This window comes from Pseudomonas brassicae (assembly GCF_010671725.1).
GTDB lineage: Bacteria > Pseudomonadota > Gammaproteobacteria > Pseudomonadales > Pseudomonadaceae > Aquipseudomonas > Aquipseudomonas brassicae.
Map to the genome: position 1 here is coordinate 1 of NZ_JAAHBU010000076.1, position 13575 is coordinate 13575.

The 13575-nt window shown below is 64.6% G+C and carries 9 protein-coding genes and 4 pseudogenes; 4 read left to right on the forward strand and 9 right to left on the reverse strand.

The window, feature by feature from the left end; genetic code table 11:
• The 5 genes and pseudogenes from G3436_RS06515 to miaB form a co-directional block, all read right to left on the reverse strand.
• Window positions 1-194: pseudogene (locus tag G3436_RS06515) on the reverse strand (apolipoprotein N-acyltransferase); the annotation flags it as partial.
• A gap of 8 nt (window positions 195-202) precedes the next feature.
• Window positions 203-1042: an HlyC/CorC family transporter gene (locus G3436_RS06520; protein ID WP_163942645.1), complete on the reverse strand. Its 840-nt coding sequence runs from the start codon at window positions 1040-1042 to the stop codon at window positions 203-205.
• Between the two features lie 5 nt (window positions 1043-1047).
• Complete coding sequence (gene ybeY / locus G3436_RS06525; RefSeq protein ID WP_163942648.1) at window positions 1048-1542, reverse strand: rRNA maturation RNase YbeY; 495 nt, start codon at window positions 1540-1542, stop codon at window positions 1048-1050.
• Window positions 1535-2535: pseudogene (locus tag G3436_RS06530) on the reverse strand (PhoH family protein). The gene ybeY and the pseudogene G3436_RS06530 overlap by 8 nt, the downstream one beginning before the upstream one ends.
• A gap of 123 nt (window positions 2536-2658) precedes the next feature.
• Entirely contained in the window at window positions 2659-3987 is a 1329-nt protein-coding gene (miaB, locus tag G3436_RS06535; protein WP_163942651.1) for a tRNA (N6-isopentenyl adenosine(37)-C2)-methylthiotransferase MiaB, read from the reverse strand.
• Between the two features lie 129 nt (window positions 3988-4116).
• Between miaB and G3436_RS06540 the strand changes: the two genes are divergently transcribed.
• Window positions 4117-4443, forward strand: coding sequence for a DUF1820 family protein (locus G3436_RS06540; protein WP_038606593.1), 327 nt, complete (start codon window positions 4117-4119; stop codon window positions 4441-4443).
• Window positions 4444-4452: 9 nt separating this feature from the next.
• Here the strand turns inward: G3436_RS06540 and G3436_RS06545 are convergent.
• The 4 genes and pseudogenes from G3436_RS06545 to G3436_RS06560 all read right to left on the reverse strand — a co-directional run bounded on the left by G3436_RS06545 (window position 4453) and on the right by G3436_RS06560 (window position 7992).
• Window positions 4453-5000, reverse strand: a pseudogene (locus G3436_RS06545) (tetratricopeptide repeat protein).
• A 248-nt stretch (window positions 5001-5248) separates the two neighbouring features.
• A complete protein-coding gene (hemL, locus tag G3436_RS06550; RefSeq protein ID WP_163942654.1) occupies window positions 5249-6529 on the reverse strand; it encodes a glutamate-1-semialdehyde 2,1-aminomutase in 1281 nt (426 codons plus the stop codon).
• A gap of 15 nt (window positions 6530-6544) precedes the next feature.
• Window positions 6545-7171, reverse strand: coding sequence for a thiamine phosphate synthase (gene thiE, locus G3436_RS06555; protein WP_163942657.1), 627 nt, complete (start codon window positions 7169-7171; stop codon window positions 6545-6547).
• 23 nt (window positions 7172-7194) lie between these two features.
• Window positions 7195-7992, reverse strand: coding sequence for a hydroxymethylpyrimidine/phosphomethylpyrimidine kinase (locus G3436_RS06560; RefSeq protein ID WP_163942660.1), 798 nt, complete (start codon window positions 7990-7992; stop codon window positions 7195-7197).
• A 260-nt stretch (window positions 7993-8252) separates the two neighbouring features.
• Here G3436_RS06560 and G3436_RS06565 point away from each other — a divergent pair.
• The 3 genes and pseudogenes from G3436_RS06565 to amn all read left to right on the forward strand — a co-directional run bounded on the left by G3436_RS06565 (window position 8253) and on the right by amn (window position 13508).
• Window positions 8253-10237: pseudogene (locus tag G3436_RS06565) on the forward strand (7TM diverse intracellular signaling domain-containing protein).
• Between the two features lie 80 nt (window positions 10238-10317).
• Entirely contained in the window at window positions 10318-11970 is a 1653-nt protein-coding gene (locus G3436_RS06570) for an acyl-CoA dehydrogenase family protein (protein WP_163942663.1), read from the forward strand.
• Between the two features lie 32 nt (window positions 11971-12002).
• A complete protein-coding gene (gene amn / locus G3436_RS06575) occupies window positions 12003-13508 on the forward strand; it encodes an AMP nucleosidase (RefSeq protein ID WP_163942666.1) in 1506 nt (501 codons plus the stop codon).
• Window positions 13509-13575 lie beyond the last annotated feature (67 nt).

A 13575-nucleotide genomic window follows, 5' to 3' on the forward strand; every position in this document is an offset into this window, starting at 1 on the left:
AGGCCGAAGCCGTAGCACCAGCCGCGCCACAGCGCCTGGCGCGGGCTCAGCTCGCGCAGGCCGAGGTAGAACAGCGCCAGCGACAGCAGCGCCAGCGCCCAGATGTCGAAGGGCGCCAGCGTCAGCGGGGTCAGGGCGCCGGCCGCCACGGCCAGCAGGTTACCGGGCCAGCCGGGGCGGGTGATCCAGCGCATGGTTGTCCTTAACGGGTGATGGGGGTCAGGCGCAGCAAGTGGATCCGGCGGCTGTCGGCATTGAGGATGCGGAAGCGATACGGCCCGATCTCGGTGGTTTCGTTACGCTTGGGCAGGTGGCCGAAGGCACTCATGACCAGGCCGCCCACGGTATCGAACTCGTCGTCGGAGAACTCACTGTCGAAGAACGTGTTGAAGTTCTCGATCGGGGTCAGCGCCTTGATCAGGAAGTCCCCGCTGGGCAGCGGCTTGATGTAGCTGTCTTCTTCGACGTCATGCTCGTCCTCGATGTCGCCGACGATCTGTTCGAGCACGTCTTCGATGGTCACCAGGCCCGCCACACCGCCGTATTCGTCGATGACGATGGCCATGTGGTTGTGGTTGGCGCGAAACTCGCGCAGCAGCACGTTCAGCCGCTTGGACTCGGGCACGAAGGTGGCCGGGCGCAGCAGGTCCTTGATGTTGAACGTGTCGCCGTTCTCCTTGAGGATCAGCGGCAGCAGGTCCTTGGCCAGCAATACGCCGAGCACGTCGTCATGGCTTTCGCCGACCACCGGGTAGCGCGAGTGCGCGGCGTCGATCACCGCCGGCAGGAATTCGCGCGGGGTCTGTGAGGCCTTGATGCTCATCATCTGCGAGCGCGGCACCATGATGTCGCGCACTTGCAGGTCGGCGACCTGAATCGCGCCTTCGACGATGGTCAGCGCTTCGCTGTCCAGCAGTTTGTTCTGGTGCGCTTCGCGCAGCAGCTCGAGGAGCTCCTGGCGGTTTTTCGGCTCATGGGCAAAAGCCTGGGTCAGTTTGCCCAGCCAGGACTTTTGCCCGTTGCTCGATCGATCTTCGCTCATGGCGGTTACTCGTGATCCTTGCAGATATCAGTGTGGGGTGCGTCGTGTTCGTCATCGGCGTACGGGTCGGGGTGACCCAGTTCGGCAAGCAACGTTCGTTCCAGTGCTTCCATTTCTTCGGCCTCATCGTCATCGATGTGGTCGTAACCGAGCAGGTGCAGGCAGCCGTGGATGACCAGGTGCGCCCAATGGGCCTCCAGGGCCTTGCCCTGTTCGGCGGCCTCGCGCTCGACCACCGCAATGCAGATGACCAGGTCACCCAGCAGCGGGATGTCGAGCAGGTCGTCGGGCACGTCGGCGGGGAAGGACAGCACATTGGTGGCGTAGTCCTTGTGCCGCCAGGTGTGGTTCAGCTCGCGACCTTCGGCCTCGTCGACCAGGCGAATGGTCAGTTCCGAGTCGGCTGTGCGCTGGCGCAGGGCCAGGGCGCACCATTGACGGAACTGCTGTTCGCTTGGGGCGGGCGCATCGCTTGCCAGTTGCAGATCGAGCTCAAGCATTGCGCGGTTTGCCTTCGGTCGGGTCCTGCTGAGCGTTTTCGAAGCGTTCATAGGCTTCACGATGCGCTGTACCAACGGGTGGCGCACCACGTCCTTGGGCTGGAAATGGGTAAAGCTGATGCCCGGCACGTCCTTGAGCACACCGATGACGTGCGCCAGGCCCGATTTGGTGCCGCGTGGCAGGTCGACCTGGGTGATGTCGCCGGTGATCACGGCCGTGGAGCCGAAACCGATACGGGTCAGGAACATCTTCATCTGCTCGACGGTGGTGTTCTGGCTTTCGTCGAGAATGATGAAGCTGTTGTTCAGAGTGCGACCACGCATGTAGGCCAGCGGGGCGATCTCGATTACCTGGCGCTCGATCAGCTTGGCCACGTGCTCGAAGCCGAGCATCTCGTACAGGGCGTCGTACAGCGGGCGCAGGTAGGGGTCGATCTTCTGTGCCAGGTCGCCAGGCAGGAAGCCGAGCTTCTCGCCCGCCTCGACCGCCGGGCGGACCAGCAGGATGCGGCGCACCTGTTCGCGCTCCAGCGCGTCGACCGCGCAGGCCACGGCCAGGTAGGTCTTGCCGGTACCGGCCGGGCCGATGCCGAAATTGATGTCGTTGCCGAGGATTTCCTTGACGTAGCGCTGCTGGTTCAGGCCGCGCGGGCGAATCATGCCCTTGCGCGTGCGCAGCGAAACGCTGACTTCGTTGACGGCCGGGTTTTCCAGCGCTTCAACGGCCGATTCCTGCAGGAACAGGTGGACCATTTCCGGCGACAGCTCGGTGGCCTTGGTCTCGCGATACAGGCGGCGCAGCAGCTGTTCGGCAGAGGAGGTCAGCTTGGGTTCGCCGATCAGTTCGAATTGATTGCCGCGGTTGCGGATCTCGATGGCCAGGCGCTGTTCGATCAAGCGCAGGTGCTCGTCGAATTGCCCGCACAGATTGGCGAAGCGATGAGCCTCGAAGGGCTCGAGGATGAAGCGATGAGGTTCTATGGGTGCGTTCAAGGTCGTTTTTAGCCGCCCTACGGCAATGTGGATGAATTCAAGGATAACCCCACCCGCGCCATGGCGAAAGCGCTGAAACGATCAAGGGTCGCCGGGCGCGCCATTGCGCCCGGCGTTGAGCCCTTACTGCACCAGCGAGCCGAACAGCGAGTGTGGCCGGGCGTCGTCGATGTGGATGTCGACGAACTGGCCGATCAGGGTGGGATTGTCGCAGCGGAAGTTGACGATACGATTATTCTCGGTGCGCCCTTGCAACTGCCCCGGGTCGCGGCGCGAGTAATCGGTGACGAGGATGCGCTGCAGGGTGCCGACCATCTGCCGGCTGATTTCGAAGCCCTGCTGGTCAAGGCGGTGCTGCAGGGCCGCGAGGCGCTCCTTCTTGACCGCTTCGGGGGTGTCGTCGGGCAGGTCGGAGGCCGGCGTGCCGGGGCGCTGGCTGTAGATGAAGGAGTAGGAGAAGTCGAAGCCGACATCGCTCACCAGCTTCAGGGTGTTCTCGAAGTCCTTTTCGGTTTCGCCGGGGAAACCGATGATGAAGTCCGAGCTGATGCAGATACCGGGTACTGCGGCCTTGAGCTTGCGCAGCTTGGACTTGTATTCAAGCACCGTGTGCCCGCGCTTCATGGCCGCCAGTACCCGGTCGGAACCCGACTGCACCGGCAGGTGCAGGTGCTTGACCAGCTCGGGCACCTCGGCGTGGGCCTGGATCAGGCTGTCGGAGAACTCCAGCGGGTGCGAGGTGGTGTAGCGGATGCGATCGATGCCGTCGACCGCAGCCACCACCCGGATCAGTTCGGCCAGGTCCGCCAGGCGCCCGTCGTGGGTCTGGCCGCGATAACCGTTGACGTTCTGCCCCAGCAGGGTGACCTCGCGCACGCCGTTCTCGGCGAGGTGGATGATCTCGCTCAGCACATCGTCGAACGGGCGGCTGACTTCTTCGCCGCGGGTGTAGGGCACCACGCAGAAGGTGCAGTACTTGCTGCAGCCTTCCATTACCGACACGTAGGCGGTGGGGCCGTCGATGCGCGGCTCGGGCAGGTGATCGAACTTCTCGATTTCGGGGAACGACACGTCGACCTGGGGCAGGCCGGTGCTGCGCGCGGCGTCGATCATTTCGGGCAGGCGGTGCAGGGTTTGCGGGCCGAACACCACATCGACATAGGGCGCGCGCTTGCGGATCGAATCACCTTCCTGGCTGGCCACGCAGCCGCCGACGGCAATCACCATGTCGGGCTTGAGGTCCTTCAGTTCGCGCCAACGGCCGAGCTGCGAGTAGACGCGGTCCTGGGCCCGTTCGCGGATGGAACAGGTATTGAGCAGGATGACGTCGGCGTCTTCGGCCCGTGCGGTCACTTCCAGGGCTTGATGTTCACCCAGCAGGTCTACCATGCGCGAGCTGTCGTACTCGTTCATCTGGCAGCCATGGGTTTCGATATAAAGCTTCTTGGCCATGCGTGATCATCAGGTGATTCAGAGAACCGCACATTATAGAGTCCGTGGCCGAGGCTTCCTAGCGTTGTCGACCTGGTGCCTATGTTATAGTTTGCGACTTATTTCCCCCTGCGACCGTTCCTGCCGACAATGACCAAGCGCGAAGCCCCTATCTACAAAGTGATCTTTCTCAACCAGGGTCAGGTATTCGAGATGTACGCCAAACAGATCTACCAAAGCGATCTGTGGGGCTTTCTCGAAATCGAGGAATTCGTGTTCGGTGAGCGCACGCAGGTGGTGGTCGACCCGAGCGAAGAGAAGCTCAAGGCCCAGTTCGAAGGCGTGGTACGCAGTTTTGTGCCGATGCATTCGATCGTGCGCATCGACGAGGTAGAGCGCCTGGGTACGCCCAAGATCAGCGAGGCGCGCGGGGTGAGCAACGTGATGCCGTTCCCGATGCCGATGCCGGAGAAGTAGCCCAGCGCTTTACGGCAGCGGGGCGAAGGGGGTGCGGCCGTCGACGGTCTGCAGTTCCAGCAAGTACTTGCGGAAGATCTGGCCAAGCACCTGGGTTGCCACTTCCAACTCGTCACGCGGCATCTTGGCCGACACTTCATCGGCCAGGTCCAGGGCGTCTTCGGCGCCATTGACCGCTGCCATCTTCAGCACGATATAGGCCTGCACGTTGTTGGCCGCCACACCTTCACCGCGAAAGAACATGCTGCCCAGGCGGTATTGCGCTTCGGCATGGCCTTGCAGCGAGGCTTGCTCGAAGTAGGTGAGGGCCTTGTTCAGGTCTTGCGGGGCGTTCTTGCCGTCGTAGTAGAACTCGCCCAACTCGAATTGCGCCTGCGCATCACCGACTGGGCCGCTTGCTGGCAGCTGGCCAGGGCCTGCTGCTGCTCGTCGACAGGCGTATTGAGGGTGCAGCGGCCTGTTGCCGGGATCAGCAACGAGTTACCGCCTGCGGTGGCCAGCAGGGGCTGAAGTAGCAACAGGCAGCCCAGTGCGAGGGCGCGGCCGGCGCGGTTCATGGTGATCGACTTACCTCTGCGAAGCTGCGGCCAATGTGTCTGGTGGCACATTATGGGATAAGCAGCGCCTACCTTACAAAGTCTTTACTCGATTTTCTGCCGAGGGGGGCAGACGCTGCGGTGTGTGTTGCCGGTTCCGCCCCCTTCGCTGGCAAGCCAGCCCCACAGGGCAAGTGCAGAACCTGCGTACAACGCACCACCTGTGGGAGCTGGCTTGCCAGCGAAGGGCTGCAGAGCAGCCCAGGGATTCAGAGCTTGGCGAATGCCCGCTCGGCCGCATCCAGGGTGATCTGCAGCTCGGTTTCACCGTGTGCGATCGAGGTGAAGCCCGCTTCGAATGCACTCGGCGCCAGGTACACACCGCCTTCGAGCATCAGGTGGAAGAAACGCTTGAAGCGCTCGGCGTCGCTGGCCATCACGTCGTCAAAGGTGACGATGTCGTCGGCACCACTGAAGTACAGGCCGAACATGCCGCCGGCCTGGGTGGTGACGAACGGCACGCCGGCCGCATCGGCACGCTGTTGCAGGCCATCGAGCAGGCGGCTGGTGAAGTCGCTCAGCTCGGCATGGAAGCCCGGGCGGCTGATCAGCTTGAGGGTGGTCAGGCCGGCGGCCATCGCCAGCGGGTTGCCCGACAAGGTGCCGGCCTGGTACACCGGGCCCAGCGGCGCGATCTGCTGCATGATGTGCCGCTTGCCGCCAAAGCAGCCCACTGGCATGCCGCCACCGACGATCTTGCCGAAGGTCGACAGGTCTGGGGTTACCCCGTAGTGCGCCTGGGCGCCGCCCAGGGCCACGCGAAAACCGGTCATCACTTCGTCGAAGATCAGCACCACGCCGTGCTGGTCGCACAGGCTGCGCAGGCCTTCGAGAAAGCCCGGTGCCGGCGGCACACAGTTCATGTTGCCGGCCACTGGCTCGACGATGATGCAGGCCACGTCCTGACCGACCTCAGCGAGCATCTTTGCCACCGCGTCGATGTCGTTGAACGGCAGGGTCAAGGTGTGCTTGGCGAATGCCGCCGGCACACCGGCCGAGCTTGGCACGCCCTGGGTCAGCAGGCCGGAGCCGGCCTTGACCAGCAGGCTGTCGGAGTGGCCGTGGTAGCAGCCTTCGAACTTGATGATGCTGTCGCGGCCGGTGAAGCCACGGGCCAGGCGAATCGCACTCATGGTGGCTTCGGTGCCGGAGCTGACCATGCGTACCATTTCCATCGACGGCACGATCGAGCAGACCAGGTCCGCCATCTCGGTTTCCATCGCGGTCGGCGCGCCGTACGACAGGCCGTGGGCCAGTTGCTTGCGCACCGACTCAAGTACATCCGGGTGGCTGTGGCCGAGGATCATCGGGCCCCAGGAACCTACGTAGTCGACATAGCGCTTGTCGTCTTCATCGGTGACATAGGCGCCTTCGGCATGCTTGAAGAACAGCGGCGTGCCGCCGACGCTCTTGAACGCACGCACGGGCGAGTTCACGCCACCGGGGATGTGCTTCTGGGCATGGGCAAACAGGGTTTCGGAACGAGACATGTCGGGCTCTCTCAATCAGGCAGATGCGAACAGGGCGTTGAAGGCGCGGGCGCGGCGAGTGACCTCGGCCGTGCTGTCGGCGCCGAACAGGCCGTGAATCACCGCCAGCAGGTCGGCGCCATGGGCGACCAGCGGGGCGGCGTTGTCCAGGGTAATGCCGCCGATCACGGCAATCGGCAGCTTGATCCGTGCGCGGGCCTGCTGCAGCAGGGCCAGGTCACAGGCCGGTGCGCCGGGTTTGGTGACCGAGTTGAAGAAGCGGCCGAAGGCCACATAGCTGGCACCTTCGCGGGCCGCCTGCTCGGCCAGTTCGAGCTGGGCGTGGCAGGTGGCGCCAATGATTGCGTTGCGCCCCAGCAAGGTCCGCGCCGGGGTCAGCGGGCCGTCGGTCTGGCCCAGGTGCACGCCGACGCCCAGGCGTGCGGCCAGTTCGGCGTCATCATTGATCACCAGCTGGGTACGATAGCGCTCGCACAGCTTCATCAGGGTTTCGGCCTCGCGCAAGCGGCGGGCTTCGTCCTGGCTCTTGTCGCGGTATTGCAGCAGGGTGACGCCACCCTCGAGGGCTGCTTCGACGTAGGAGAGAAAGCGGCCAGCCAACAGTTGGCTGTCGGTAATGGCATACAAACCACGTAACTTCATCGTGCAGGCCTCGGGGCGGTCGATCAGGAACAGAAATCCAGCGGCAGGCGGCGTGGTACGTACTGGCCCTTGCCCAGTTGCTCGGCGTCCCGCAGGGTACGCCAGGTGTAGTCCAGCGCCGAGCGCACCGCGCTGTGCAGGTGCTCGCCCAGGGCCAGGCGTCCGGCCAGGGCGCTGGCCAGGGTGCAGCCCGAACCATGGTAGTCACCCGGCAGGCGTTGGCAGGTCCAGGTGTGGTGCTGGCCGTCGCGGCTGTACAGGCGGTTGTGAATTTCGTGCTCGTCGCCGTGGCCGCCGGTGATCAGCAGGTGCTTGACGAACGGCAGGAGTTTTTCTGCGCACTGGTCGGCCGTGCCGTCTGGCAGCTCTGCCAGGATGCGTGCTTCGGGCAGGTTCGGCGTGGCGATGGTGGCCAGCGGCAGCAGGCGTTCGCGCATGGCGTAGCCGACCTCGTCCTTGCCCAGACGGCCGCCGCCGCCGGCACGCAGTACCGGGTCGCACACCAGTGGCAGGTGCGGGTGGGCGCTGAGCAGTTCGACCACGGTGTCGACCATGTCCAGCGAGCCGAGCATGCCCAGCTTGACCGCCGCGACGCTGGAGTCGTTGAGCACGGCGTTGGCCTGGGCCAGTACCCACTCGCGGTCGAGCACGCGAAAATCACTGACGTTGACGGTATCCTGCACGGTCAGGGCGGTGACGGCCGGGGCGGCGTGACAACCTTGCGCGATCAGGGCTTCGATATCTGCCTGCAAGCCGGCGCCGCCACTGGGGTCGTGGCCGGAGAGACAGAGGACAACGGGGCGGGAGCTGTAGGTATTCATGGTGCGCGAGCTTACCACCAAACGCTTTTGGCGGGTCTGTCGCGGGAATACAGTTTTTGCGCAGGGGGTTGCTCAATGCCTCAAGAAACATCTGAAAGTGCCGGGGTAGAGCCTCTGCATTGAGTTTTATACCGTCTCTGGCAACGCCCGAAAGCTATGCTAGAGTGCTCGCAAATCGATAACAGGTACTGCCGGATTTCGTCGTCTCAAATGGACAGGAGGCCACCGCGACGCAACCGCGCAGACCATGCTGGGGCTGTATGCGCAATTTGCTGATTGTTTTGCTGGGCTGGCTGCCACTGTTGGCCGGTGCGGTCGATTTCGACGATGCCACGCGCAGTTGCCGCTGGGGCGGCTGATGCAGGTGTACGAGGACCGTGATGGCAGTGCGAGCATCGCCCAGGTCAGCGCGCCGGCGTTTGCCGCGCAGTTTCGAGCGCACCAGGGCGAGGTGCTGAACGCCGGCTACTCGACCTCGGTGTTCTGGGTGCGGCTCGACCTGCACTACGTCGCTGCGCCACACGCCGCCCCGCGCAACTGGTTGCTGGAGCTGGCCTACCCGCCGCTGGACCACCTGGAGCTCTACCTGCCAGATGGCAGCGGGCATTACGCCCTGGCGCAGCGCACCGGGGATGCCTTGCCGTATGCCAGCCGACAGCTGCGCCAGGACAACTACCTGTTCAACCTGCCGTTCACCCCAGGCCAATCGACCACCCTGTACCTGCGCCTGCACAGCGAGGGCTCGGTGCAGGCACCGCTCACCCTGTGGTCGGGCGATGCCTATCTGGAAGCCCAGCCGACCCGCCTGTACATGCTCGGGCTGATCTACGGGGTGCTGCTGGGGATGCTGGTGTACAACCTGTTCATCTACATCAGCGTGCGCGATACCAGTTACCTCTACTACATCCTCTACATCGCCTCGTTCGGCCTGTACCAGGTGTCGGTCAATGGCGCCGGGGTCGCGTATTTCTGGCCCGACAGTCCAGGGTGGGCGAATGCCTGTACACCGTTGTTCATTGGCGCAGCGGGGCTGTTTGGCTGTCAGTTCGCCCGCAGCTTCCTGCAGATGGCCAGCCTCAGCCGCAGGTTCGATACCTTTCTCCAGGTGCTGATCGGCTGCTCGGCGCTGGTGATGCTCATGGCACTGAGCTTCAGCTATGGCATCGCCCTGCGCCTGGCCACCGCGCTGGCGCTGGTGTTCACCGTGAGCATCTTCGCCGCCGGCTTGTTCGCCTGGTGGCGCGGCCTGCGGGTGGCACGCTATTTCATCATCGCCTGGTCGGCATTTTTGCTCGGTGGCCTGGTCAACACGCTGATGGTGCTGGGCTACCTGCCCAATGTGTTCCTGACCATGTACGCCAGCCAGATCGGTTCTGCGCTGGAGGTGGGCCTGCTGTCGCTGGCGTTGGCCGACCGTATCAACAGCATGCGCGAAGAGCAGGCCCGCACCCTGCGTGAAGCCGGGCAGGCACTGGAGCAGGCCAACCAGCAACTGGCCCACAGCAACCGGCTCAAGGACGAGTTTCTCGCCACCGTGACCCATGAGTTGCGTACACCGATGAACGGGGTGATCGGCTCGCTGGAACTGATGCAGATGGTCTCGACCGAGCAGGAACTGAGCCAGTACCAGCACACCGCCAGTGCTGCGGCACAGAACATGATGCGCATGGTCGACGACATCCTGATCCTCACCGAGCTGCAGGCCGGCCGCCTGCGTGCGCAGCCGGAGCTGTTCAATGTACGCGGGCTGCTGCACGAACTGCGGGTACGCTTTCTGCCCCTGGCGCAGGAAAAGGGCCTGTTCTTCAACCTGGATGCGGGCATGGACCTGCCGGACATGGTCTGTGGCGATCGGCGCAAGCTGGCGATGTGCCTGAGTTACCTGCTCGACAATGCGCTCAAGTTCACCCATCGCGGCGGCGTATTGCTGACCGTGCGCACCCGCCAACCGGCAGCGCCACAGCAGGGCCTGACCTTCAGCGTGCGCGACAGCGGCATCGGCTTTGCCTGCCTGGATGACGCGGTGCTCTACCAGCGCTTCTTCCAGGTCGATGGCTCCATGAGCCGCGAGTACGGAGGGCTGGGTATCGGCCTGTCGATCTGCCGCAAACTGGCGCACCTGATCGACGGGCATTTGCGCCATGAGTCACGCCCCGGTGAGGGCAGCTGCTTTGAGCTGAGCCTGACTACGCCGGTGCCCCCCGGCATTGCCGGGGGGCTGGGCGCAGTGGCAAATCGCGGCTGATTCGGCGGATTTGCCACTTTGAGCCGGGGGCCGGGCGTGATTCACTGAAAATCACGTCCGGATCAGCCAGGAGCTCCCACATGAACCTGCACCAGTACGCCGAAACCCATGCCGTGACCAACCAGCCGCCGAGCCTGGATGGCGCCAACCTGTATCGCCTCGACCTGCCGTTGCAGGAGTGGTCGCGGCGCTATGGTGCCGGCTGGGCCGAGGCACGGATCGATGCCTACGGGGCGCTGGCGGGCGGGCCGCTGATGGCGGCGGGGTTTCTGGCCAATGCGCACAAGCCGCAGTTCAGCAGCCATGATCGCTACGGGCAGCGGATCGACCTGGTCGAGTTTCATCCTGCCTATCATGAGCTGATGCGCACGGCCATCGAGCACGGCCTGCCGTCCTTGCCCTGGACCGACCCGCGTCCTGGGGCACATGTGGCGCGGGCGGCGATGACCTACCTGCACAGCCAGGCCGAAGCCGGCACTGGCTGCCCGCTGACCATGACCTTCGCCGCCGTGCCGGCGCTGAGGCTGCAGCCCGAGCTGGCCGAGTACTGGCTGCCCAAGGTGCTGGCCACCACCTACGACCCGCGCAACATCGGTGACCGGCACAAGGTCGGCGTGACCCTGGGCATGGCCATGACCGAGAAGCAGGGCGGTACCGATGTGCGTGCCAACACTACGCGCGCCTACCCGGTTGGCGCCGCCGGTCCCGCCCAGGCCTACGAGCTGGTAGGGCACAAGTGGTTCTGCTCGGCGCCGATGTGCGATGCGTTCCTGACCCTGGCGCAGACCGACAAGGGCTTGAGTTGTTTTCTGCTGCCGCGCCATCGCCCCGATGACAGCCACAACCAGTTCTATATCCAGCGCCTGAAAAACAAGCTGGGCAACTGCTCGAACGCCTCCAGCGAAGTCGAGTTTCGGGGTGCTCTGGCCTGGATGATCGGTGAAGAAGGGCGGGGCGTCCCGACCATCATCGAGATGGTCGCCATGACCCGCTTCGACTGCATGGTCGGCTCCAGTGCGCTGATGCGTCAGGCGCTGACCCAGGCCGCGCATCACTGTGCGCACCGTACCGTCGGTGGCCGGGTGCTGGCCGCGCAGCCGTTGATGCAGAACGTGCTGGCGGACCTGGCGCTGGAAAGCGAAGCGGCGCTGGCGCTGAGCCTGCGCATGGGGCACGCACTGGACTCGCCGCAGGATGCGCATCAGGTGCGCTTTGCCCGGCTGGTGACCGCCGTGGGCAAGTACTGGATCTGCAAGCGTGCGCCGGCGATGATCAATGAGGCTGCCGAATGCATGGGCGGTGCCGGTTATGTGGAAGACAGCATCCTGCCGCGACTGTACCGCGAGGCACCGGTCAATTCGACGTGGGAAGGCTCTGGCAACGTGCAGTGCCTGGACGTGCTGCGCGCCCTGTCCAAGGAGCCCGGGGTGCTCGACACACTGTTCGCCGAGCTGGGTGATGGCCACGGCGACCGGCGTCTGGCAGCGCATATCGGCAACCTCAAGGCCGCGTTTGCCGATACCGCCGACATCCAGTACCGCGCGCGCCAGCTCACCGAAGACATCGCGCTGGGGCTGCAGGCCAGGTTGCTGCTGGAGGCGGGCAATGCCGCCGTCAGCGACGCGTTCATCGCCAGCCGGCTGGGCGGCAATGGGCGGGTGTACGGCGCGTTGCCAAGGGGCGTCGATGTGGCGGCGCTGGTGCAGCGCTCGACACCGAGCTGGCCGCTCTAATAGGCGTGCCTTTGCCGACGGATGTAGGCAAGATGGGCCCATGCATGTCAGACAGGAAGTACATTGTGAGCCGTACTGATGAAGCCTTCGTTGTCGTAGAAACCGCCGAGCAGGCCGTCGATCGTCTGGCGGCCCTGCACGCGTCTGCCACCGCCGCCCTGAGCCAGGCGCTCAAGCGCTACCTCAAGGACCGAACCGAACCGGATGCGGCCGAGCGGGCACAGTTCCGCTACCCCGAACTGCGCCTGACCTACCAGTACCAGGGCGAAGTGCCGGTGATCACCCGCGCCTACGCCAAGGTGCAGTTGCCGGGTACCTACAGCATCACCGTGACCCAGCCGGCGGCCTTTCGCGGCTACCTGCTCGAACAGCTCGGGCCGCTGATGCGCGATTTCACCGTGATGGTCGAAGTGGGCCTGAGCGAACAGAACATTCCCTACCCCTACGTGGTGGAGCAGGGCGACGAGCTGGCCGGCACCGGCATCACTGCTGCCGCGCTGGCGCGGGTGTTCCCCAGCACCGACCTGTCGGCGGCCACCGATGGTATCGCCGACGGCCTGTATGACTGGGCCAACGTCGACCCGCTGCCGCTGGCACTGTTCGACGCGGCGCGGGTGGACTTCTCGCTGCGCCGCCTGGTGCATTACACCGGCAGTGACTGGCGCCATGTGCAGCCGTGGATCCTGCTGACCAACTATCACCGCTATGTCGACCAGTTCATCACCCATGGCCTGGAACAGCTGCGCGAAGACCCGCGTTTCGTGCGCATGGTGCTGCCCGGCAACGTGGTGATCGAGAAGGCCATGGACAACGGTGAGGCCCAGGCGCTGGTGGCCGGCGTGGTGTGGCACCGCTACCAGATGCCGGCCTATCACCTGATTGCCGCCGACGGCCATGGCATCACCCTGGTCAACATCGGCGTGGGCCCGTCCAACGCCAAGAACATCACCGACCACCTGGCGGTACTGCGCCCGCACTGCTGGCTGATGATCGGCCACTGTGGCGGCCTGCGCCAGTCGCAGACCATTGGCGACTACGTGCTGGCCCACGCCTACATGCGCCGCGACGGCATCCTCGACCGCGTACTGCCACCCAACATCCCGATCCCGGCGCTGGCCGAGGTGCAACTGGCCTTGCAGGAGGCTGCGGCGCAGGTCACCGGTGAGCGTGGCGACGAGCTTAAAAAACGCCTGCGCACCGGTACGGTATTGACCTATGACGACCGTAACTGGGAGCTGCGCTGGGCCCAGGAGCGCCCCTTGATCAACCTGTCGCGCGCCGTGGCGGTGGACATGGAAAGCGGCACCATCGCCGCCCAGGGCTATCGCCTGCGCGTGCCGTACGGCACGCTGCTGTGCGTGTCGGACAAGCCGTTGCACAGCGAGATCAAGTTGCCGGGGGCGGCCAATGCCTTCTACAACCGGGCCGTCAGCCAGCACCTGAAGATCGGTATCGCCGCACTCGACCTGTTGCGCACCGAACTGAATTCGCTGCACTCGCGTAAACTGCGCAGTTTCGACGAGCCGCCGTTCCGCTGAGGCCCCATGCCGTTACCCCCACGCTCCAAGCCGCGCCCAGGCGCGGCCAAACCCGCCGGCCCGCGTC

Coding starts and splice junctions, on each gene's coding strand:
- G3436_RS06560 (WP_163942660.1), bottom strand. CDS start 7,992: ATGAATACCTACAGCTCCCGCCCCGTTGTCCTCTGTCTCTCCGGCCAC.
- ybeY (WP_163942648.1), bottom strand. CDS start 1,542: ATGCTTGAGCTCGATCTGCAACTGGCAAGCGATGCGCCCGCCCCAAGC.
- miaB (WP_163942651.1), bottom strand. CDS start 3,987: ATGGCCAAGAAGCTTTATATCGAAACCCATGGCTGCCAGATGAACGAG.
- G3436_RS06520 (WP_163942645.1), bottom strand. CDS start 1,042: ATGAGCGAAGATCGATCGAGCAACGGGCAAAAGTCCTGGCTGGGCAAA.
- amn (WP_163942666.1), top strand. CDS start 12,003: ATGGGCCCATGCATGTCAGACAGGAAGTACATTGTGAGCCGTACTGAT.
- thiE (WP_163942657.1), bottom strand. CDS start 7,171: ATGAAGTTACGTGGTTTGTATGCCATTACCGACAGCCAACTGTTGGCT.
- G3436_RS06570 (WP_163942663.1), top strand. CDS start 10,318: ATGAACCTGCACCAGTACGCCGAAACCCATGCCGTGACCAACCAGCCG.
- G3436_RS06540 (WP_038606593.1), top strand. CDS start 4,117: ATGACCAAGCGCGAAGCCCCTATCTACAAAGTGATCTTTCTCAACCAG.
- hemL (WP_163942654.1), bottom strand. CDS start 6,529: ATGTCTCGTTCCGAAACCCTGTTTGCCCATGCCCAGAAGCACATCCCC.